Genomic DNA, 21,977 nt, shown 5'->3' with positions numbered 1-21,977 from the left:
CAGTCCGGCTGCGTCGCGCTGACAAGGGAATAGATTACGTGGATCGCAGGGTGCGGGCAACACGGGCCCGCATCCCGGGCGTGTCTCCCCGGAAACACGCGGAAGTCGCGCCACGAACGACAAACGCTCCCCCACCGCCATGGGCGGCAAGAGAGCGTTCAATCGAGGAAAAAGTGCGGGCTTCGACGTTCAGCGCCCGGAACCCGGGCGTGGCGACCCAGACCACCCGACCGCGGTTAGCCGACGAGCGCGACGGCGCGGATCGGGGAACCGTCACCTCCGCTCAGGCGCAGCGGAAGGAAGGCGACGTTCACCTCGTCGGGCACGACGCTGAGACCGCGGAGGTTCTCGACGATGACCCCGTCGTTTCCCAACCAGAACTCGTGCACGGGCATCGTGCCCTCGCCGCCGGTCGGGTCCGGACTCAGCATGTCGACGCCGAGTACGCGCGCACCTCGCGCCCACAGCTCACGCGCGAGCTCGAGCGATAGGGCCGGGTGAGAGGTCCCGAGCTCTCCCCCGAAGTGCACATCCCACCCGGAATTGACGCACACGATCAGCGGCAATCGCTCGGGAAGGTCACCGGCGATGCGATCCGCACCCAGCACCTCACTTGCTTCGGCGGGCGAAGGCCCGATCGACAGCACCCGCGCGGGCCCCACCAGCTGCTCCAGGGGAATGCGGTCGACCGTACGACCGCCCTCGATCGAGTGCGACGGCGCGTCGAGGTGCGTACCCGTGTGCGAGCCGAGGTCGAGGCGAGCGACGGCAACGCCATCCACGGCGACCGACAGAGCCGGAGAAACCGACACTTCCGGGTCACCCGGATAGACGGGCATCCCGGAGGCGATCGGGTGACTGAGGTCGATGACGGTCACGATCAGCTTTCGAGGCGAAGCGCCGCGGTCTCGTCGGCTCCGTCGAGCAGGTGGCCGGTCGGCTGCTTGTCACGAGGGTCGACGAGTCCGAGACCGGCGCGTCGGCCGATCCCGAGCATGAGACCGAGGTACAGCAGGAAGCTGATCGCGAAGGCGGGGATGTTCGCGCCGATGGGGCTCGGTGCGACGTACGCAAGCACGTACGACAGCACCGCGCCGATCACCCACACAATCACGGCGATCCAGTTGACGCCGCCGCGATACCAGTAGCGGCTCTCGGGTCGTTCGTGCAGAATCTGGCGTGAATACCCCCGGCGCTTCAGTAGGTAGTAGTCGACGATCATGATTGCGAAAACCGGCACGAAGAACGCGCTGATGATGAAGAGGAAGTCGGTGAACTGGTTCAGCAGGCCCAGGAAGGTCGATCCGATGACCGAAATGATGCCGAGCACGATCGCGGTCGGGAGGAAGCGCAACTTCCACTTCGACTGAGCATTCACGACCGACGTCACCATGCCGAAGACCACCATTGTGTTGGTCGCCATGACGGATAGGAAGATGGCGATCCCGAGCGGCCAGCCGAACTCGGCGACGATCACCGAAGGGTCGAAGGGAGTCGCCTCGTGCCCGCGCAGCAGCACCGCGCTGAATGCCACGAGCCCGAGGAACATCGCGATCGACGTCGAGAGCGTGTAGCCGATGCCGGAGCCGACGATGCCCGCCGTGCTGTTCTTCGCGTGCCGGTTCATGTCGGCCGACAGCACCGTCCACGAGATTGCGGTCGCGATCACCAGGTCGAGCGTGATGAATGGTGTACCGCCGAGCGAGGCGTCGACCGGGATCGCAGCGAACTCACCGGGGCTGAATGCACCGAAGGCCGCCGCGAAGACGAATCCCATGACGATGAGGATCGCGAGGGCGAGCCACGGCTCAACGCGGGAGATGCCGGTGTGACCGAAGATCGCGAGGACCACGACGAGCGCCTGGCACAGCGCCGAGAAGAGCATGGGATTCGAGAAACCCGTCGCCTCGTGTACGAGATAGTTCACGGTGACGCCCGCGAGCATTGCCTGCACCCAACTCCATCCCATCAGGATGATGAGGTTCGCGCACGCGGGAATCAGGCTGCCGCGAATGCCGAACGAGCCTCGGGTGAGCGCCATCGTCGGGAGGCCGGTTCTGGTGCCCATATTGCCGATGAGCACGAGCACCACGACGCCGATGAGCGTGCCGACGACGATCATCGCCGTGGCAGTGCCGAAGGAGACCGCCGGGGTGAAGAGCGTTCCGGTCAGCAGCGTCGTCACGACGAGGTTCGCGGCGAGCCAGATCATTGCAATGTGGAGGAGGGACTGCGTTCCCCGCACCGGGCCGGCGGAATCGTGCTCGCCGTCCAGATTCATCGCCATGGTTTCGGGGCTGGTCATGATCAAGCCTCCGTTGCTTCGGGAGTCATCGAGAGGTGCTCGTGGATCGCGATGAGGCCGTGCGGCTGATCTTCTGCGGCGCGGAAGATGATGCTCTCGCGCTCCACGTAGGAGTCGGGGCCGTCGGCCGAGTCGATGCTCGTGGCGACGGTGTGGCTGAAGACCGCCCCGCCGGGGAACGTTTGCACCATACGATCCGTGGAGGTGCACGCGGTCACGCGCCAGCCTGATTCCACCCAGCCGGACCAGAGCGCCTCGTACTCGGCGCGCGAATTCAGGCGCGCGGCCTCGGGGTGGAAGATGAAACTCGCGTCGTCAGCGAAGCCCGCGAAGTACGCGTCAGTGTCGGTGGCCGCGAACGCGTCGATGATGGCGTCGGCCGCGGCGAGGACTTCCGCCTGTTCGGGGGTATGGGTGGGTGCCGAGTGCATGAGTGCCTCCATTGGCGGGAAGGTAAGGGTGGCTGTTGGCGAGGAGCGGATAAGAGACCCGCTCCCCGCCGGAGGGCGACTAGCCGCGTGCCGCCATGGCGCTCACGAGCTCGTACACGACGTGGCTCGCTGCGACCGCGGTCATCTGCGCGTGGTCGTAGGCCGGTGCGACCTCCACGACGTCAGCGCCGACGATCTGCAGGTCAGCGAGACCACGGATCAGGCGAAGCATCTCGCGGCTGGTGAGGCCGCCGGCTTCCGGGGTGCCGGTGCCCGGCGCGTGCGCCGGATCGAGCACGTCGATGTCGATAGAGATGTAGAGCGGCTTGTCGCCGACCCGCGCACGGATCTTCTCGAGGGCCGCGGGGATTCCGTGCTCCTCGACGAACTCGCTCGTCACGATCTGGAAGCCGAGCTTGACGTCGTCCTCGAGATCGCTCTTGCCGTACAGCGGACCGCGAGTGCCGCCGTGCATTGAAGCGGTGAGATCGATGAGTCCCTCTTCGGACGCGCGGCGGAACGGCGTTCCGTGCGTGGTCGGAGCGCCGAAGTAGGTGTCCCAGGTGTCGAGGTGCGCGTCGAAGTGCAGCACGGCTACCGGCCCGTGCTTCTTGTTGATCGCGCGAAGCAGCGGAAGCGCGATCGTGTGGTCGCCGCCGATGGTGACGATCTTGTCGACCTTCTCGCCGAGCTCGGTCGCGGCCTCTTCGACCTGCCGCACCGCCTCATCCAGGCTGAAGGGGTTCGCGACGATGTCGCCGGCGTCGACGACCTGCTTCACGTTGAACGGCGAAACGTCCTGAGCCGGGTTGTACGGACGCAGGAGTCGCGAAGCTTCGCGCACGTGCGAAGGGCCGAAACGGGCGCCGGGGCGAAAGCTCACACCGGAATCGAACGGGACGCCGACGACCGCGATGTCAGCGGCGGGGACGTCCTCGATGCGGGGCAACTTCGCGAAGGTAGCGATGCCGGCGTAGCGCGGCGTGAGGCTCGCGTCGACCGGACCCTGAGGAGTGTGAGAGGTCACGATGCGTCTCGTCCTTTCCAAGTTTTCTATAAGTAAACAACTGAGTTCTACCAGTGAACCCACAATCACTATAGGCTGGTATTTGCACGAAGGTCAACGCGGTGGACATCGGAGCGTTCTTCGCGTTCGCTTCACGCGAGAGCGCAGGATCCCGGGGTTTTTCAAGAGCCGCAACGAGAAGGGCGGCACCGCATGCGACCGATACATCCGACCGCCGCTGCCGAACCGATCCGCATCGGAGCGAAGCTCCGTTCCTCGCGCCTCACTCAGGGCTTGACCCTCGAGCAGCTGGCGCGGGCCACGGGCCTGACTAAGGGCTTCATCAGTCGGATCGAGCGCGATGACACGATGCCGAGCGTGCCGACGCTCGTGCAGCTCTGCCAAGCTCTTTCGCTGCCGATCGGCAACCTCTTCGAGGAGCCGGAGATGCAGCTGGTCCCACTGGCGAACGCCCCGGCCATCAACATGGGCGGCACGGGCGCGGACGAGCGCCTGGTCACGCCTCGCGCGGAGGACCGCGTACAGGTACTCCGATCATCCCTGGAGCCGAACGCGAGTGGCGGAGACCAGCTCTACACGGTGAACTGCAACCTCGAATCCCTGCACGTCGTCACGGGCGAGATGGAGCTGACGTTCCCGGACCGTCAGGTCACCCTCGGGCCGGGAGACACCCTCACCTTCCCCGGGCGCACCCCTCACACCTGGCGCGCGGGCGCATCCGGCTCTGAGGCAGTTTGGGTGCTGGTGCCCGCGGCGTGGAGCGGGTCGTCCTGAGGCTCGACTCCCTCGACGATCGCCAGGTGGTGCGCGCTCGGCGCATCGGAGCGCACCGCATGTACCGCAGGCACCGAACGCACTGACAACGCCAGATGTGTGACGTCGAAGGTGGTATGCAAACGGCCGGTGGCCCTCCCCACGGGAAGACGCACCGGCCGCGTGGAGCTCAGCGCCGCTCAGGCGTCGAAGAGGATCACGCTCCGCGTGCGTTCCCCGCGTCGCATCGCGTCGAACGCTTCGTTCACGTCGTCGAGCCGCACTCGGGCACTAATGAGTTCGTCGAGCGGCAGCGCACCTGAGAGATACGCGGAGGCGACGCGCGGGAAGTCGCGGGCGGGAACGAGCCCGCCGTAGTTCGAGCCGATAATCGTCTTACCGTCGTACGCGAGCAGGAGCCCGTCGATCTCGACCTTCTGCCCCTCGGGGGGCAGGCCGACGAACACGGCGCGGCCACCAGGCCGTATCAGTTCGGGGAGCTGCTGCATCGTCTGCACGCGCCCGATTGCCTCGAACGCGACGTCGGCACCGCCGTCGGTCGCTTCGGCGATGCGCTCACCAAGATCGGCACCGCTCATCATCGCGTGCGTCGCACCTGCACGCCGCGCCTCCCGGAGCTTCGCCTCGGACACGTCGACGGCGATGATCGGGGTCGCCCCTGCGAGGCGGAGCGCCGAGATGATGGAGAGACCGACGCCGCCGGCGCCCACGACCACTGCCGCCTCCCCCGCGACCACGCGCGCGTTGTTGACAACCGCGCCGTAGCCGGTGCCCACGGAGCACCCGATGAGGCTCGCCACATCGAAGGGGACTCGCTCGTCGATCTTGATCGCCGCGAACTCGGGGACGACGATGGCCTCCGCCATCGCACCGGTCGCGAGGTACGGGAACGCTGCAGAGCCGTCGGCCTCGCTCCATCGCGTCGTACCGTCCGGCAGCAGCGAGTCGTTCGACTTCGCGCGCGTGCAGGCCCACGGCTTACCGCTCGTGCACTCACCGCAACGCTGACACGCCTGGTGCCACGCGATGACGACGTGATCGCCGATCCCGAGCCCGCGCACGCCGGGACCGACGGCCTCGACCACGCCGGCGGCTTCGTGCCCCATGACCGCGGGCAGCTGAACCTGCCACTCCCCGTCGAGCACGTGACGGTCAGAGCCGCACACGCCCGCGGCGCGCACGGCCACACGCACCTCGCCGTGCTGAGGAGCGGCGAGCCCGAGCGTTTCAACGCTGAGTCGGTCGCCGTTGTCCCCGCGGTACACCGCGGCCTGCACCTGTTTCGTATCCGCCATCACTACTTCTTTCCCGCTGCCGCGAATGGATCGGCCTGTCCGTACGCGCCGAGACCTCGACGCACGTAGAGAAGCCAGTTGAGAATCAGATACACAACGATCGCGATCACTACGGTCGGCAGGGTCGCCGTCGCGTAGCGGAAGATCGGCTGCGTCTCGAGGGTGATCGGGTTGTAGACCCAGAGGTAGAACACCGACGCGATGACCACGGCGGCGAGCGCGGCAATGTTCACTCCCCCGGTGAAACGCAGGGGATCGTTGGTTCCGCTTGCGTACAGCGCTCGCAGCGGCACATTTTGGCGTCGCACGATCAGGTAGTCCGCGATGATCACGCCGCAGATCGCCGCGATGAACGCTCCCGAGATCACGACGAACGTCATGAACTGCCCGTACATGAAGCTCGGGAACAGCGTGAGCACCGCCGGGAAGAAGAGGAACACCGCGCAGAGCGCCGGCCACCGCAGCTTCGCGAGGAGCTGACCGCTCGACTGCTTGATCGCGAGCACGGTCGAGTAGGCGATCGAACCCATGCTCGTCACATTCGCGAAGCCCACGAAGAGCAGCGTCAGAATGCCGAGCACAGGGCCGCCGAGAGGCACCATCCAGGCGGTCGGGTCGGCAGCGCCCAGCATGAGCGCCGCAGCCATGCCGACGATCTGGGCGACAACGGTCCCAATGAAGATACCGCCGTAGGCGGGCCAGAGCGCTGCCTTCGGGCCGCGGGTGAGGCGCGCGAGCGTTCCCATCACCGGCCACCACGAGAGTCCTGCGCCGAGATTGAACTCGACGGCCATCGAAAAGTTGAGCGTTTCATCTTCGAACGGCGCGAGCGGCTTCGCGGCGAAGAGATCCGCCCATGAATGCTGGGACATGAGGAGCACCATCATCAGCGCGACGATGATGAGCAGACCCGGCGCGACGAAGCGGTTCAGCTTGCTGATAGCGACGGGGCCGCGTGACAGAAGGGACCAGCCGCCGAGCAGTGCGGCAAGCGCGAACACTGTGACGATCGGGCCTTCGACGTTGAACCCCGTGCCGAAGGCCTGATTCGAGATTTCGGTGAACGCCCGCCCGAACATCACTCCGAGGAGCGAGGTCCAGCCCATCTCCGTCACGAGCACGACGGTGAACACGATGATCGCGATCCCGACAGCGCCGAAGACGGACTTCAATGCCCGATATTGCTCGACGCCGAGCCGCTGGCTGAGCAGCACGCTTCCGAGCACCATGATTGCGAGGCCGATCGTGTTGCCGAGCAGCATCGCCGCGATACCGTCGCTGAACCCGACGAGGAGCACGGTCGAGCCACCCGTGAGGAATGCCCACGTTGCGATAGCAAGGCTCAGGGTGACCCAGCCGAAGTCTCCCGCACGCCACGTGCGCTCGTTCTTCGTGAGCGGCAGCGAGCCGTAGGTCGCCTCCTCAGCGACCGCGGCCTCAACGCGGAGCGCCCGCGTCTCCGTTTCCGTTTCCGTTTCCGTGCGGGCGCTCACATCACACCCGCGATCCACGAGACAACAGCGATCACGCCGGCAACGACGAGGAACAGCGTCAGGCTGCGCCCGCTGAGTTTCGCGTGCAGCGGATCAGCGGCTTCGTGCGACTCCACCTCGGTCAAGCGACGCTCGAGTTCTTCGGCGACGCGCATTTCTGCATGCATGGGACAGACCTCCTTGTGTATCCGTGTGGCCCAACTCCGCTTCCGCGGAGAACGCAGCCAGCCTAGGCGAGACCGGATCGTTTCGTTCTCCCCGCCTCGGTGAGACTGCGCGAATGACGCATTTCGGGCACATTCATGCACATGAGATCCCTTGATGTCGACGAAGGGTGCCAAAATGTCGCGCATCGACCGATGAGAACTAAGATGCGAACGTGACTGCGACACCCGAACCGGCGGAGCTCCGACGACAAGTACTCCACGGCCTTCGCGAAAACGGCCGCGCGAGCTACTCGCGCATTGCGGCGAGCCTCGGCGTCACCCGACGGCAGGTGACGCAGATCGTGCAGAGCGCCGTCGCCCGCGGTGAGTTACGCCTCACCGTCTCGATCAGCCCTGACCTGCTCGGACTCGAACGCTTCGCCTACCTGCAGTTGACCGTCGACGGACCGATCTCGCCCGTGCGCGACGCGCTCGCAGCGATGCCGGAATCAACCTTCGTCGCCGACATCAGCGGTCGCCACGCCATCGACGTGGAAGTGCGCGTCGGCGCTGACCCGCACCTACGCGACACCGTAGACCTGATCCGCGAGCTACCGGGCGTGCGTGAGGTGCGCACGCACCTCTACGAGAGCATCGAAGTGAACCGCTACTCTCCACTTCGCACCGGCCGCACGTCCTTCGTTATCGACGATGCGGATCGCGCGATAGTGCGGCACTTGCAGCGCGACGGCCGGGCATCGTTCCGGGAGCTCGGCGAATCCGCGGGCATCTCACCGAGCGGCGCGCGACTGCGCTTCGAGCGGCTGACGCGCGAAGGCGCAGTGAAGGTGGTCGGCATCCCGGCTCGTGGTGCGCTGAGCGGCACCGGGCGGGCCGAGCGTCTGGAGTCGCCATCGCTCGGAGTCGGTGTGCAGATTCGCGGCAAAATCGCCGATGCCCTCGACAGCGTCCGCTCACTCGACCCGGAGTTCGTCGCGGTTACGACGGGTGACTACGACCTCATCGTCACGCTCTCCGCGGATGGTCACGAGGAGCTCATCGACCTCGCGGACCGCATGCGCACGCTTCCGGACGTCGCCGCCATCGACACCTGGGCGAACATGCGGATCGTGAAGGAGCAGTACGGAGAGGGCGACCTTCTCAGCGCCAGGCCGCGTAGACCTCGGGGCGATGATCCTGCAGATACATAGCCCCGGCTCCCACGGAGGGGCGCTCGAGATCGGACGGCTCGGGATCGGGCAGATCGGCGACGAGCAGCTCCGCCTCGGTGCCTGCACTCGCGAGCACGGCTCCCTCGAATCCCGCGACAATGCTCAGGCCCGCGAAGATCCCGCCTGAGTGATCGGCGTAAGCGACGACGATGCGGTTCTCCGCGGCACGCGCCCGCACGAGCACCTCGGGCACGTAGGCGGAGTCCCCGTCGATGGCGGTCGGCACGAGCAGCAGGTCAGCGCCCTGCGCCGCGGCGAAGCGCGCGGGCTCCGGGAACTCGATGTCGTAGCAAATCTGGAATGCGACGCGGCGCCCGTTCCACTCGGCAACGCGCGGGGGCGTGCTCGACGGCGTGAACGCGAGTCGCTCGTCGGCGCCCCAGAGGTGCACCTTCTCGTAGCGCAGCACCTCGTCGCCCGCCGCATCCCAGAGCCCCGCGGCGATTGCGTAGCTCTCGTCGGGGCGGGCGAGCGGGAAGCCCGCCGCAACCGCGATACCCGTCTCGCGCGCGATTGCCGAGAGCGCCTCAGGAAAATCTGCGATTCGCTCGGGCGTGAGCCAGTCAGCGAGCTCGACCGGCGCGTACCCGCTCACGAAGAGCTCGGGTGTGAGGAGCAGCTCCGCCCCTGCTGCACGCGCGCGCTCCGCTGCGTCGCGAATCGCCGCGAGGTTCGCCTCGGGGTTCAGCGGTTCGGCCGAGGTCTGCAGCAGAGCGATGCGCATAGGGGAACTCCATTCCGGGGATGCGTACACAGAGCGGGAGCGCGAAAGCGCGAATTCTGCTCGTGGCCCGGCCCCCGAGCAACAGATTACGCGCTTTCGCACTCGAAAGGTGGGCGGATCTGCTCGCGCTCGCGAGCACCGGAGGCGGATCTGCTCGCGTTCGCGAGCAAGCGGCGAATCAGCTCGCGAGCACGCCCGCGAGCGTCTTCTTGCCACGGCGGAGCACGGCGACGGCCCCGTGCAGGAGATCGTTCGCCTCGAGGAGGCGATCCTCACTCTCGACCGCAACGTTGTTCACGTACACGCCTCCCTGCGCGATCGCGCGCCGCGCCTCGCCGAGGCTCTTGACGAGCTGCGTGTCGACCAGCAGCTGCGTCACGGGCGTGCCGACCGTGCCGGGCGCCTGCACCAGTTCGGAGACCGCGCCGCGCAGCGACGGCTCATCGAGCGCGGTGAGGTCGCCCCGGCCGAAGAGCGCGCCCGATGCGTCGATCGCTCCCTGCGCCGCCGCGGCGCCATGCACGAGCGTCGTGACCTCGAGCGCGAGTCGCTTCTGCGCCGCCCGCTTGAACGGCTCGGCCTCGACCTGCCTCGCGTACTCCTCGATCTCGGTGCGCGACAGGAAGGTGAAGACCTTCAGACGGTCGATCACATCGGCGTCGGCCTGGTTCAGCCAGAACTGGTAGAACGTGTACGGCGAGCACATGTCAGCGTCGAGCCAGATCGCGTTGCCCTCGCTCTTGCCGAACTTGGTGCCGTCGGAGTTCGTGATGAGCGGCGTGCCGATCGCGTGCGCCGCGGCGCCCTCGACCTTGCGGATGAGGTCGGTGCCGCTCGTGAGGTTGCCCCACTGATCGCTGCCGCCGGTCTGCAGCTTGCAGTCGTACTGGCGGAACAGTTCGAGAAAGTCGAAGCCCTGGAGGATCTGGTAGCTGAACTCGGTGTAGCTGATGCCCGCTTCCGAGTTGAGGCGCGCGGCGACCGCGTCCTTCTTCAGCATCGTGCCGACGCGGAAGTGCTTGCCCACCTCACGGAGGAAGTCGATCGCCGAGAGCGGCGCAGTCCAGTCGAGATTGTTGACGAGCCGCACCGCGCTGTCCCCCTCGCTCGAGAGGAATCGCGTCACCTGCCCCTGCAGGCGCGTCACCCACTCGGCGACCGTGTCACGGCTGTTGAGCGTGCGCTCAGCGGTCGGGCGCGGGTCACCGATGAGTCCGGTGGATCCGCCGACGAGCCCGAGCGGCCGGTGGCCCTTCAGCTGGAGTCGACGGAGCAGCAGCAACTGCACGAGATTGCCGAGGTGCAGGCTCGGCGCGGTCGGGTCGAAGCCGCAGTAGTAGGTGAACGGGTCACCTTCGAGCAGGTCTGACAGCGCCTCGGGGTCGGTCGAGACGTGGATCAGGCCGCGCCATTCAAGCTCTTCCCACAGCGTCGAAAAGCTGTCGTCGTTGCTCTGGGCGGCAAGGATCTCGGTGCGCTCGTTCAGTTCAGACACGCCTGTCATCGTAGCGCGTGCGCGGCCGCCGCTCCCGCCGCCCGCCTTACAGCGCGCGGAACTCCGCGATGCGCTCCGCGAGTCGCTCGAGCTGCTCATCGACCCGCACGCGCGCGGTGCCGCCCGCACCCACTCGAGAGTTCACCGAGCCCTCGACCGTGAGCACCTCGCGCACACCGGGCGTCAGGTGCTCGGAGACCGATGCCAGCTCGGCATCGCTCGGCTCGTGCAGCTCGATCCCGCGCTCCTCGCAGTACCGCACGAGCTCACCGGAGATCTCGTGCGCGTCGCGGAAGATCACACCCTGCTTCACGAGCCACTCGGCGACGTCGGTCGCGAGCGAGAAGCCCTGCGGCGCGAGCTCAGCCATGCGCTTCGTGTCGAACGTGAGCGTCGCGACCATGCCGGTGAAGGCCGGCAGCAGCACCTCGAGCTGCGCGATCGAGTCGAAGACCGGCTCCTTATCCTCCTGCAGATCGCGGTTGTAGGCGAGCGGCAGGCCCTTGAGCGTCGTGAGGAGCCCCGTGAGGTTGCCGATCAGGCGACCCGACTTGCCCCGCGCGAGCTCCGCGATGTCGGGGTTCTTCTTCTGCGGCATGATGCTCGACCCCGTCGAGTAGCCGTCATGCAGACGAACGAAGCCGAACTCCTTCGTGTTCCAGAGGATGATCTCCTCGGAGAGACGCGAGAGGTCGATGCCGAGCTGGGCCGCGATGAACGCGAACTCCGCGACGACGTCGCGAGCGGCCGTGCCATCGATCGAATTCTCGAGCGGATCGCCGAGGCCGAGCTCCTGAGCCACGAGTCGGGGGTCCAGCCCGAGCGACGAGCCGGCCAGAGCGCCGCCACCGTAGGGAGAGAAGGAGGCTCGTGCAGACCAATCCCGCAGGCGCTCGAGGTCGCGTACGATCGGCCAGGCGTGGGCCGCGAGCTGGTGCGCGAGCAGCACCGGCTGCGCGTGCTGCAGGTGTGTGCGGCCCGGCAGAATCGCGTCGGAATGCGCCGCCGCCTGATCCGCGATCGCGTCGAGCAGCTCGAGCAGCATGGTGCGGATCACGGCAGCGTGATCCAACAGATAGAGACGCACGAGTGTCGCGATCTGGTCGTTGCGGCTGCGTCCGGCGCGAAGCTTGCCGCCGAGCTGCACGCCCGTGATCTCGATGAGCAAGCGCTCGAGCGCGGAGTGCACGTCCTCGTCTTCCTCAGCGGGCTGCGCGCGGCCATCGGCGACGCGAGCCGCGAGCTCGTCGAGGGCGGCGTGCATTTCGCGCAGCTCGTCGTCGCTGAGGTACCCCGCGGCGGCGAGCGCGGTCGCGTGCGCCTTCGAACCGCGGATGTCGTAGGGCGCGAGGATCCAGTCGAACTGCGTTGACTTCGAGAGTGCGGCAAGCGCCGGCGACGGGCCGCTGGCGAATCGGCCGCCCCAGAGGGCACCGCTCTCACCGGCTCGGTTGCCCGGCTCGTCGCGGTTCACAGGCTCGGTCTGCTCGGTCATTCGCTCTCCTTCAGCAACCAGGCCATCAGGGCCTTCTGCGCGTGCACTCGGTTCTCGGCTTCATCCCACACGACGCTCTGCGGGCCGTCGATGACCTCGGGCGCGACCTCGAACTCACGATACGCGGGGAGGCAGTGCAGAAAAACGGCGTCGGCGGCGGCGAGCGACATCAGTTCGGCCGTCACCCGATAGGGGCCGAACGTGGCGACTCGTTCCGCCTTCTCCGACTCGTGACCCATCGACACCCAGGTATCGGTGATGACCGCATCTGCGCCGGATACTGCCTCGGCGGGGTCGGTGAGGATGGTCACGCTTCCGCCGGTCCGCGCCGCGATGCGCTCGGCATCCGCGACGATGTCCGCGCGAGGGTGGTACCCCTCCGGGCCCGCGATCCGAATATGCATGCCGGCCGTCGCGAACCCCAGGAGGTAGGAGTGCCCCATATTGTTGCCCGCGTCGCCGAGGTAGGCAGCCGTGAGCCCCGCGAGCTCCCCCTTCTGCTCTCGGATCGTCTGGAGATCGGCGAGAATTTGGCAGGGGTGGAAGTCGTCGGAGAGCGCGTTGATCACGGGAACGCTCGAGTTCGAGGCCATCTCCTCGAGCCCGGCGTGGGCGAAGGTGCGCCAGGCCACGAGCGACACCATCCGCGAGAGCACCCGGGAGGTGTCGGCAATCGACTCCTTGACGCCGAGCTGAGCCTCACCGGCATTGACGATGATCGGCGCCCCACCGAGTTCCGAAATCCCGGCGGCGAAGCTGAAGCGCGTGCGGGTCGAGGTCTTGTCGAAGAAGACTGCTGCCGAGCGCGGCCCCTCCAGAGGTCGCTCCGAGAACGGCTCGCGCTTCAGGCGGGCTGCGAGTTCCAGCACCTCGCGCTGCTCTGCCGGGCTCAGGTCGTCGTCACGGAGAAAATGTCGGGTCACCCGTATCAGTCTAGACGCGGAGCGCCCGCGCCTCGCTCGCCGGCCGCACCGTCCGTGACGGGAGCCCCTGGTTCGCGGGGCCGCCTGACGGGTCAAGGGCCACGGTCGCCCGCGCTAGGCTGAATACCGAAGTCAGCACCCATCACACCCGCAGCGGAGGGACCCAGCATGTTCAGCAAGATTTTCGACGCGATCGCACTTGTCTACGGCGTCGTATTCATCGGGGCGGCCGCTGCGACCCTCGTGCTGGTCGTCATCTCCGCGGTGACCGGTCAGTCGCCCATCGACTTCAGCGGCGACGCGTCGCTGATGCACTAGTCCGGTCGCACGCTCGGTACCGCTGCCGAACTCACCCACTCACTCCATGACGGCACTCCCCCGGCTGGTCGCCTTCGACCTCGACGACACGCTCGCGCCCTCGAAGTCCGCGCTCGATCCCCGCATGCTCGGCGTCTTCACGCGCCTCCTGCACGAAACCTCCGTGGCCGTGATCTCGGGAGGCAACTTCTCGCAGTTCGAGGCGCAGTTGGTGTCGCAGCTCGATGCCATTGACGAGATCGACGAAGAGGCCCTTGAACGCTTGCATCTTCTGCCCACCTGCGGCACGCGTTACGAGCGGCGGGATCAGGGTCGCTGGGTGACGGTATACCAGGAGCAACTCACCGAGGACCAGCGACGCGAGGCACTTGAAGCGTTGCGCGAGGAGGCAGAGCGCCTCGGCCTCTGGGAAGCAGAGCCCTGGGGCGACATTCTTGAGGATCGCGGCTCGCAGATCACCTTCTCCGCCCTGGGCCAGCGCGCGCCGCTCGCTGCGAAACATGCGTGGGATCCGGACGGCGCGAAGAAGCACGCCCTTCGGGCCGCTGTCGCCGCCCGCCTTCCCGAGCTCGAGGCTCGCAGCGGGGGCTCGACGTCCGTCGACATCACGCGACGCGGCATCGATAAGGCCTACGGGATGCGGAAGCTGGTCGAGTACACCGGCATCGCGCTCGACGACATGCTGTTCATCGGCGATCGACTCGATCCCGAGGGGAACGACTACCCGGTGCTCGCGCTCGGGGTTCGCTGTCACGCGGTCACGGGCTGGGAAGACACGGCGACGTATCTGGAGGACCTGCTCGCCGGGTGACCGCAGCACCTCGGCACTGCAACGCCTCAGCGCTGCAGCACCGCTGCATCGACACGATCCCGGACGCAAGAGAGGCTGCTCACCGATCGGTGAACAGCCTCTCGTGCTGTGCGGTTCCGCCGCTTACGCCTCGGAGGAGACCGCGACCTCACTCGTCGCGCTGGCCTGCGCGGGCACCAACCCGAGCACCTCGGAGGTGTGCGCGAGCGACTCCGCTGCGAGCTCCGGGTGGTCGTTCAGGCCACCGGTTGCGAGCGCGGGCACGTGCTCGGTGAAGACTGCCTCCCACTTGCTCGTGAACTGCTCGGGGAAGCACTTGCGGAGCACTCCGAGCATCGCGTAGACCGCGGTCGAAGCGCCGGGCGAGGCGCCGAGGAGACCGGAGATGGTGCCGTCGCCTCCCGTGATCACCTCGGTGCCGAACTGCAGGATGCCGCCCTTCTTCGGGTCGCGCTTCATGACCTGGACGCGCTGACCGGCCTCGATCATCTCCCAGTCCTCAGTGCGCGCCGTCGGCATGTACTCGCGCAGCGTCTGCATCTGCTTCTCACGGCTCGCGAGGAGCTCGCCGAGCAGATACTTCTCGAGCGCGAATTCCGTCAGACCGACCTTGACCATCGGGCCGAGGTTGTGCGTGCGGATGGATCCCGGAAGGTCCCACCAGGAACCCTTCTTCAGGAAGTTCGGGCTGAAGCCCGCGTACGGGCCGAAGAGGAGGCTCTCCTCGCCGTCGACGACGCGCGTATCGAGGTGCGGCACCGACATCGGGGGCGCGCCCACCGCGGCCTTGCCGTAGACCTTCGCCTTGTGTGCGCGCACGATCTCGGGGTTGCTCGTCTTCAGGAACTTGCCGCTGATCGGGAAGCCGCCGAAGCCCTTGATCTCGGGGATGCCCGACGACTGCAGCAGCTGCAGCGCGCCGCCGCCCGCGCCGACGAAGACGAACTTCGCGTTGACCATGGTGGTCGCGTAGCCGGAGCGGTTACGCACGAACACGTCCCAGGTGCCGTCAGCACGGCGGCGGAGCTTACGCACCTGTGCGCCGAGGTTCAACTGCGCGCCCTCGTCCACAAGGTGGTCGATCAGCTGGCGCGTGACCGAGCCGAAGTCGACGTCCGTGCCGCTCTCGGAGCGCGTCGCGGCGAAGACCTCATCCTTGGCGCGGCGGTCGACGAGCAGGGGCGCCCACTCTGCGATCTGCTCGGGATCGTCGCTGAACTGCATGTCTGCGAACAGCGGCTCGCTGCGCAGCAGCTCCCAGCGGCGGCGAAGGTAGTCGACGTTCTCCGCGCCGCGCACGAACGTCATGTGCGGGGTCGCGTTGATGAACGACGAGGGCTCGCCCAGCACGCCCTGCTCCACGAGCGAAGACCACCACTGGCGAGAGAGCTGGAACTGCTCGTTGATGTCGATGGCCTTGGCCGTCGACAGGCTGCCGTCCTTGCCCTCGGGCATGTAGTTCAGCTCGCAGAGGGCGGCGTGCCCCGTGCCCGCGTTATTCCACGCGTTGCTGCTCTCGGTCGCGACCTCGGTGCGTGACTCGAAGATCTCGATCGACCAATCGGGCTGGACCTGCTTGATGAGTGTTCCCAGCGTGGCGCTCATTACGCCGCCACCGATGAGGACGACGTCTACGGTGTTGTTGCTCACGGTGTGCAAGTCTATCCCCGCTCACGGGGTGCTAGAACCCGGCTTCGCTGCGAGCACGATCGAGGGTCTGCGCTGACGAGTCCACGACCCGCACATAGCCGAGCCGCGCGGCCTCCGTCGATCGCTGCGCCCCGCCCGAAACCGGACGGATCTCACCCGCGAGACTGATCTCACCGAACGCCGCGAGATCGTGCGGCAGTGGTCGGTCAGCGAGCGCCGAGAGCACCGCGAGCGCGATCGCGAGATCGGCAGCCGGTTCAGCGAGCTTCACGCCTCCGACCGTGGACACGTACACGTCCTGGTCGTGCAACCGCGCCCCGAATCGACGCTCCAGCACCGCGAGAATCATCGCGACACGCGACGGGTCCACTCCACCGGTGACCCGCCGCGGATTCGGCGTCGCGCTCTTCGCCACGAGTGCCTGCACCTCGACCGGCAGCGCGCGCCGCCCTTCCATCGCGACCGTCGCGCAGGTGCCGCTGACTGGCGAGGCGGTGCGACTGAGGAACAGGCCGCTCGGGTCGGGGACTTCGGAGATGCCGCGATCCGTCATCTCGAAGCACCCGACCTCGTCAGTGGGACCGTAGCGATTCTTCAGCGTGCGCAGGAACCGCAGTGAGGTCTGACGGTCGCCCTCGAAGTGGCAGACGACATCGACGAGGTGCTCGAGGAGTCGAGGCCCCGCGACCGAGCCGTCCTTCGTGACGTGGCCGACCAGGATCACGGGCGTGCCGCGCCCCTTCGCCGCCCGGATGAGGGCAGCCGCGACCTCGCGCACCTGCGCCGGCCCGCCGGCACCGCCGTCGATCTGGTCGCTCGCGAGCGTCTGCACGGAGTCGACGATCACGAGCTCGGGGTCGACCGCCTCGATGTGCCCGAGCACGGTCGCGAGATCGGTCTCGCTCGCGAGGTAGAGCGTGTCATGCAGCGCGCCGGTGCGCTCGGCGCGCATGCGGATCTGGCCGGTCGACTCCTCGCCGCTCGCGTAGAGCACGCGCGCCCCGGTCTGCGCGGCCCGCGCCGCCGCATCGAGCAGCAGCGTCGACTTGCCGACGCCCGGCTCACCCGAGAAGAGAATCGCGGCGCCCGGCACCACCCCTCCCCCGAGCACGCGGTCGAGCTCCCCGATGCCGGTCTGGTGGTGCCGCACGGAATCGCCGGAGAGCTCCGTGATGGGGCGCGCCTCACGACCCGCCGCGGGAGCCGCCGCGCGTGTCGTGCGCGCGAGCGATGCGCCGGTGCGCGCCTGCTCGACGACCGTGCCCCACTGCTGGCACTCACCGCACCGCCCGACCCACTTGGAGGTTTGCCAGCCGCACTCGGTGCAGGTGTACGCGCCACTCGTTTTCGCCATGAGGCGAGCCTATTCGGGGCCACCGACATTCTTGATCGCGGCGGCTTCGCGCGATCCGCCCCGCCGCTGCTCTGCCTCGAGCCGCTCGGCCTCTTCGCCACCCACGGCCTCACCGCGGGCGACGAGACCTGCCTGGTCCGAGAGCGGAATCTGCTTGAGCACGAGCGAGAGCAGGAATGCGAGCGCAATGAACGGGATCAGGTACCAGAACACCGGCGCGAGCGCGTCCGCATACGCCGTGACGACGCCCGATCGCACGTCGTCGGGCAGGGCGTTCAGCGTCGCTGGGTCGATCGTTGCCGTCGCGGTCGCGGCATCCTCCGCGCTCGCCCCCGCCGCCGCGAACACGTCCGTCAGATTCTCCGCAAGCCGCGTCGTGAAGATGGTGCCGAACACCGCGGTGCCGAGCGACGCACCGACCTCGCGGAAGTAATTGTTCGTGCTCGTCGCGGTCCCGATCTGCGCGGCCGGTACCGCGTTTTGCACCACTAGCACCACGACCTGCATGATCAGTCCGAGACCAGCGCCGAAGATGAACAGATAGACGCAGATCAGCCAGACGGGCGTCGACGCCGCGAGCGAGGTCATCGCCGTCATCGCGATCGCCGTCACGATGGTGCCGAGAATCGGGTAGATCTTGTACTTCCCGGTCTTCGAGATCGCAATGCCCGACGAGATCGACGTGCCCATCAGGCCGACCATCATCGGGATCATCAGGAGCCCCGATGCCGCCGCGGAGGTGCCCGAGGACATCTGCAGGAAGGTCGGCACGAAGCCGATCGCCGCGAACATGCCGACGCCGAGCACGAGGCCGATCGCGGTCGCGTTCACGAAAATCGGGTTGCGGAACAAGCCGAGTGGAATGATCGGATCCTTGGCTCGCGCCTCGGCGATGATGAAGGCGGTCGCGGCGACGACGAGGCCGGCGCCCCATGCCCAGGTAGCGAGCGAGCTCCACCCGAATTCCTTGTCTCCGCCGAAATCCGTGAAGAAAATGAGGCAGGTCGTGGCCGCAGAAAGGAAGACGACTCCGAGCACATCGATCGGTTGAGTCGCCCGCTTGCTCGGCAGGCGAAGCGCGATCACACCGATAATGAACGCCGCGATGCCGACGGGAATGTTGATGTAAAACGCCCACTGCCAGGTGAGATGGTCGACGAAGTATCCGCCGAGCAGCGGCCCGGCCACCGCCGAGAGCCCGAAGACGGCGCCGAGCGGGCCCATGTACTTGCCGCGCTCGTTCGCCGGCACGATGTCGGCGATGATCGCCTGAGACAGGATCATCAGCCCACCCCCGCCGAGGCCCTGCATCGCCCGGAAGACGACGAAGCCCCAGAAGTTGGTCGCGAACGCGCAGCCCACGGACGCGAGCGTGAAGAGCGCGATCGCGAGGAGGAAGAGGCCCCGTCGCCCGAGCACATCGCCGAACTTGCCGTAGATCGGCATAACGATGGTCGTCGCGAGCAGGTACGCGGTGGTGATCCAGACCTGGTGCTCGACGCCGCCGAGCTCACCGACGATCGTGGGCATGGCGGTCGACACGATGGTCTGATCGAGGCTCGACAGGAGCATGCCGGCGATCAGGGCGCCGAAAATGATCCAGATTCTCCGCTGTGTCAGCAGGAACGGGGTGGCGGGTGCAGTCATGATTCCGTTTCGAAGTGGGGTGAGTGGAACGTCGGTGAGGGAGCTGGGTTCGGCGCGCCGCGTTACCGCAGCAAGTTGCGCGCGAGGGCAACGCGTTCACGCAGCATGCGAGCGAACACTTCGATGCCCAGCGGCGGCCCGTCGGGATCGCGCTCGTGCAGGGCGAAATACTCCTCGACCACGATGCGATTGATGGCGCCGATGAGATGCACGAGGGTCGAGGCACGCGGATCACCCGCCGTCAGCCCCTCCCGCGCCTCGATGAGTCCGATATCGATGAGCTCGCTCGCACGCATGTGGTCGAAGACGCGCCGGTGCAGCTTCGGCTCGCGCTCGAGGGCGGCGAAGAAGGACTGCGCGTCATCGAGGGTGACCTCGAGCGCCTCCCATCGACCGCGGAACAGCTCGACGAAATCGTCGATGAGCGTGACACTAAGCCCCGATTCGGAGCGCTCGGCGTCGGCCGCGCCCGCGAGAAAGGCCTCGGTCAGGTGCTCGTCGTGGCGGTCATTCGGCATGCCGAGCACGGCGTCCTCTTTCGAGGCGAAGTAGTTGAAGAACGTGCGCCGCGATACTCCCGCCGCTTCGCAGAGCTCCTCGACGGTGTACCCGGCGAGTCCGCGCTCCGCGGTCCACGTCCGGGCGAGCGTGCTCAACGTGCGCTCGGTCGAAAGTCTCCGGCGAGAGCGCACATCTTTTGCACTTTGTTCCATAAAGTGCATTTTTGCACTTTCGAGCTGAGAGTGCACTGAAGTGGGCAGGATCGCCACGGTGGGCTGATCCTGCCCCCTTCACGGGAGTTCGCGTATCAGCGGCTCGAGACGGCCGCCTCGCGGCTCGGTGCTGTCTCTTCGGCCGCGGATCGCACGCTGCCCGAGGCGGGCTCGTCGCGCCCCATATGCGTCCGCCAGCGTTCCGACACCGAATCACTCAGGCGCTGCCAGCTGCGGTCGCGAATGAAGATGGAGTCGATCGCGATCATCGTGAGCGAGAACCACGGCAGGCCCATCAGCACGCCGATCGCGATGTGGAAACTCAGGATGCCGAAGAGCGCGAAAAGTCGCGTGGGGCGTGAGAGCAGCATCAGCAGGAACGTGACCTGCAGAATGATCGAACCCCACGTGCCGATCGCGACGGCGGGGCCCCAAGCGGTGACGATGTCGCTGAGCACCGGCCAGGTGCCGAAGCGCATGGTGTGGAGCGGATTGTAGACGGCGTACCCCTCGGCCCACGGTGATCCCTGCGCCTTGTAGAGGCCGCCCGATGCATAGACGAACGCGACCTGCGCCGTCAGCGCGACGAGCGCGAGATTATGGAGCACGGTGCCGATCTGATTGCCGGAGGTGCCCTCGGGGAACCACTCGGCCTTCCGCCGCCGACGCGCGTCGAGCGACCAGCGTGCCGCCGGATCCGCGAAGAACATGAGCACCAGCGCGATCCGGAACATATTGTCGCCCTGATCGCCCACCATGTCGTTCATCTCGATGAAACCGACCCACAGCGCGAAGAACACGGGGAGCACGATCCGGAATCGCCAGCCGAGCACGAAGAGCACCGCGAGCCCCATGAGCACGATGTAGAGCAGCGTGAACGCGACATCGTTGGCCGCCACCGCGTGGAACGCGCTGAAGAACCAGATCTTCGGGAAGTCGCTGACGGGCTCGGCGAGCTCGCCGTTCCACGCGGAACCGGAGCCGAACGTGTACAGGCGCGAGCGGAAGTTCGCGAGCAGCAGCCCGAGCGCCGTCAGCCCGAAGACGATGCGCGTGACCGCCAGGCCGTACACCGATTTCTTGCCGCTGAACAACCACTCCTCGACGAAGGAGACCGCGCGCGAAATCGCCTGCCACACCGCCGACCACACGGCCGCGACGAGGCTGCCGAGAAACGCACCGAAGCCGCGGCTACGCTCGCGCTCGCTCATTCTGAGATCCTCTCGAACTGGCGCCGGAAGACGTCGGCGAAGTTCCCCTCGTTCTGACCCTGCTCGACGACCAGAGTGCGCCATCCGGGGAGCACGACGGTGGGTTCCGGCCGCTCTGCCCGCGGGTTATGTCGCTGAGCGAACGGGATCACGTTCTGACGGCTCACCCGATACTGCACCTGTACGACCTCATCGCCCCACACGGCCTTCGCCACCTGCGTCGCGTAGGCGGTCGCGCGGTGATCATCCGCCATGAACTCCTCGACAGCGTTCGCGTTCTTCTCCGTCTGCGCCGCGTCCTGCGCGGAATTTTTGCCCTCGTTCTCGAGCGCGGCTCGCAGCCCGACCTCCCACTTCTCCGTCGTGAAGTTGCCCCCCGCTATCGTGCGCTGCACGTCGGTGAGAGCGTCGTACGACGACTTGAAGCTCGACGCGAGTTCCGTCGACTGGATGCCGGCGCGGGGCGGCGTGAGGTTGTAGCGGATCATCGAGATCTCGACATCGGTCGCGCTCACCCACCCTGTCTCCGTGCGTTCACCCGACTCGTCCTCGAGCACCGCGCGCACATTGAAGTGGTAATCGCCGTTGATCGGTTCGGGAGCGAACACGCTCCACGACTGACCGAACATCGGAAGCATGTACGAGCTCAGCGCGTTCCCCGGCACGATCTCGCGGGCATTCGCGGAGAACGGTGCGATCCAGAGGAATGAGGCGAGGATGTGCCATCCCGCTAGCAGCACGGCTAAGAGAGCGACCAGGCGCACCCAGAGCTTGCGCGGCTTCGGTTCCGCCGGGGTCGTTCGTGATGTCACGTGTGCTCCTGTTTCCATCAGGGATTCGTTGCGAATGTAGCAGCGCCTACGCGCGGGCAACGGCGCGACGCTCGCGCTGCGTAGAAATAGGTGTGCGGCCGGAATCTCTCCCGGCCGCACA

21 protein-coding genes are annotated in these 21,977 nt (G+C 67.0%); 4 read left to right on the top strand and 17 right to left on the bottom strand.

Going from position 1 to position 21,977, the window contains the following annotated elements; translation table 11 throughout:
* Nucleotides 1-236 precede the first annotated feature (236 nt).
* From WFH00_RS09895 to speB, 4 genes are all read right to left on the bottom strand, one after another.
* Entirely contained in the window at nt 237-878 is a 642-nt protein-coding gene (locus WFH00_RS09895) for a cyclase family protein (RefSeq protein ID WP_336660661.1), read from the bottom strand.
* Between the two features lie 2 nt (nt 879-880).
* On the bottom strand, nt 881-2,305 hold the full coding sequence (locus WFH00_RS09890) for a purine-cytosine permease family protein (protein ID WP_336660660.1): 1,425 nt from the start codon (nt 2,303-2,305) through the stop codon (nt 881-883).
* Between the two features lie 2 nt (nt 2,306-2,307).
* Nucleotides 2,308-2,736 (bottom strand): nuclear transport factor 2 family protein, encoded by a 429-nt coding sequence (locus WFH00_RS09885; RefSeq protein ID WP_336660659.1) that lies wholly within the window; start codon nt 2,734-2,736, stop codon nt 2,308-2,310.
* A gap of 79 nt (nt 2,737-2,815) precedes the next feature.
* The gene (speB, locus tag WFH00_RS09880) at nt 2,816-3,763 is read right to left on the bottom strand and encodes an agmatinase (RefSeq protein WP_336660658.1); all 948 of its coding nucleotides are present in this window, start codon (nt 3,761-3,763) and stop codon (nt 2,816-2,818) included.
* A gap of 192 nt (nt 3,764-3,955) precedes the next feature.
* Between speB and WFH00_RS09875 the strand changes: the two genes are divergently transcribed.
* On the top strand, nt 3,956-4,537 hold the full coding sequence (locus tag WFH00_RS09875) for a helix-turn-helix domain-containing protein (protein ID WP_336660657.1): 582 nt from the start codon (nt 3,956-3,958) through the stop codon (nt 4,535-4,537).
* A 179-nt stretch (nt 4,538-4,716) separates the two neighbouring features.
* Here WFH00_RS09875 and WFH00_RS09870 read toward each other — a convergent pair whose 3' ends face one another.
* The 3 genes from WFH00_RS09870 to WFH00_RS09860 are packed head-to-tail and all read right to left on the bottom strand — an operon-like array spanning nt 4,717 to nt 7,492.
* Nucleotides 4,717-5,832 (bottom strand): zinc-binding dehydrogenase, encoded by a 1,116-nt coding sequence (locus WFH00_RS09870; RefSeq protein ID WP_336660656.1) that lies wholly within the window; start codon nt 5,830-5,832, stop codon nt 4,717-4,719.
* Between the two features lie 2 nt (nt 5,833-5,834).
* A complete protein-coding gene (locus tag WFH00_RS09865) occupies nt 5,835-7,325 on the bottom strand; it encodes a purine-cytosine permease family protein (protein ID WP_336660655.1) in 1,491 nt (496 codons plus the stop codon).
* Entirely contained in the window at nt 7,322-7,492 is a 171-nt protein-coding gene (locus WFH00_RS09860) for a hypothetical protein (protein ID WP_336660654.1), read from the bottom strand. The genes WFH00_RS09865 and WFH00_RS09860 overlap by 4 nt, the downstream gene beginning before the upstream one ends.
* Nucleotides 7,493-7,704: 212 nt before the next feature.
* Here WFH00_RS09860 and WFH00_RS09855 point away from each other — a divergent pair, with 212 nt between their 5' ends.
* Nucleotides 7,705-8,682 carry an Lrp/AsnC family transcriptional regulator gene (locus WFH00_RS09855; RefSeq protein ID WP_336660653.1) on the top strand — a complete coding sequence of 326 codons (978 nt, stop codon included), beginning with the start codon at nt 7,705-7,707 and terminating at the stop codon, nt 8,680-8,682.
* Here the strand turns inward: WFH00_RS09855 and WFH00_RS09850 are convergent.
* The 4 genes from WFH00_RS09850 to argF form a co-directional block, all read right to left on the bottom strand.
* A complete protein-coding gene (locus WFH00_RS09850) occupies nt 8,633-9,427 on the bottom strand; it encodes a nitrilase-related carbon-nitrogen hydrolase (protein ID WP_336660652.1) in 795 nt (264 codons plus the stop codon). The two genes, WFH00_RS09855 and WFH00_RS09850, sit on opposite strands and share 50 nt — an antisense overlap.
* 178 nt (nt 9,428-9,605) lie before the next feature.
* On the bottom strand, nt 9,606-10,931 hold the full coding sequence (gene tyrS / locus WFH00_RS09845) for a tyrosine--tRNA ligase (RefSeq protein ID WP_336660651.1): 1,326 nt from the start codon (nt 10,929-10,931) through the stop codon (nt 9,606-9,608).
* A 37-nt stretch (nt 10,932-10,968) separates the two neighbouring features.
* Complete coding sequence (argH, locus tag WFH00_RS09840) at nt 10,969-12,417, bottom strand: argininosuccinate lyase (RefSeq protein WP_336660650.1); 1,449 nt, start codon at nt 12,415-12,417, stop codon at nt 10,969-10,971.
* Nucleotides 12,414-13,340, bottom strand: a complete 927-nt coding sequence (argF, locus tag WFH00_RS09835; RefSeq protein ID WP_336660649.1) for an ornithine carbamoyltransferase — start codon at nt 13,338-13,340, stop codon at nt 12,414-12,416. Before argF ends, argH begins: the two co-directional genes overlap by 4 nt.
* Nucleotides 13,341-13,508: 168 nt before the next feature.
* Between argF and WFH00_RS09830 the strand changes: the two genes are divergently transcribed.
* Together WFH00_RS09830 and WFH00_RS09825 are read left to right on the top strand one after the other, a co-directional pair.
* Nucleotides 13,509-13,658, top strand: a complete 150-nt coding sequence (locus WFH00_RS09830) for a hypothetical protein (RefSeq protein WP_336660648.1) — start codon at nt 13,509-13,511, stop codon at nt 13,656-13,658.
* Nucleotides 13,659-13,704: 46 nt separating this feature from the next.
* A complete protein-coding gene (locus WFH00_RS09825; RefSeq protein WP_336660647.1) occupies nt 13,705-14,469 on the top strand; it encodes an HAD-IIB family hydrolase in 765 nt (254 codons plus the stop codon).
* Nucleotides 14,470-14,592: 123 nt separating this feature from the next.
* Here the strand turns inward: WFH00_RS09825 and WFH00_RS09820 are convergent, their stop codons facing one another.
* The 6 genes from WFH00_RS09820 to WFH00_RS09795 all read right to left on the bottom strand — a co-directional run bounded on the left by WFH00_RS09820 (nt 14,593) and on the right by WFH00_RS09795 (nt 21,856).
* Nucleotides 14,593-16,119, bottom strand: a complete 1,527-nt coding sequence (locus tag WFH00_RS09820) for a malate:quinone oxidoreductase (protein WP_336660646.1) — start codon at nt 16,117-16,119, stop codon at nt 14,593-14,595.
* Nucleotides 16,120-16,150: 31 nt separating this feature from the next.
* Nucleotides 16,151-17,473, bottom strand: coding sequence for a DNA repair protein RadA (gene radA, locus WFH00_RS09815; protein WP_336660645.1), 1,323 nt, complete (start codon nt 17,471-17,473; stop codon nt 16,151-16,153).
* A gap of 9 nt (nt 17,474-17,482) precedes the next feature.
* Complete coding sequence (locus tag WFH00_RS09810; protein WP_336660644.1) at nt 17,483-19,120, bottom strand: MDR family MFS transporter; 1,638 nt, start codon at nt 19,118-19,120, stop codon at nt 17,483-17,485.
* A 62-nt stretch (nt 19,121-19,182) separates the two neighbouring features.
* Nucleotides 19,183-19,833: a TetR/AcrR family transcriptional regulator gene (locus WFH00_RS09805; protein WP_336660643.1), complete on the bottom strand. Its 651-nt coding sequence runs from the start codon at nt 19,831-19,833 to the stop codon at nt 19,183-19,185.
* A 95-nt stretch (nt 19,834-19,928) separates the two neighbouring features.
* On the bottom strand, nt 19,929-21,044 hold the full coding sequence (locus WFH00_RS09800) for an HTTM domain-containing protein (protein ID WP_336660642.1): 1,116 nt from the start codon (nt 21,042-21,044) through the stop codon (nt 19,929-19,931).
* Nucleotides 21,041-21,856 (bottom strand): DUF5819 family protein, encoded by an 816-nt coding sequence (locus WFH00_RS09795; RefSeq protein WP_336660641.1) that lies wholly within the window; start codon nt 21,854-21,856, stop codon nt 21,041-21,043. Before WFH00_RS09795 ends, WFH00_RS09800 begins: the two co-directional genes overlap by 4 nt.
* Between the last annotated feature and the right edge of the window lie 121 nt (nt 21,857-21,977).

Origin of the sequence: Leucobacter sp. USHLN153 (assembly GCF_037145615.1) — a bacterium.
Lineage (GTDB): Bacteria > Actinomycetota > Actinomycetes > Actinomycetales > Microbacteriaceae > Leucobacter.
This window is presented reverse-complemented; position numbering and strand designations above follow the sequence as displayed.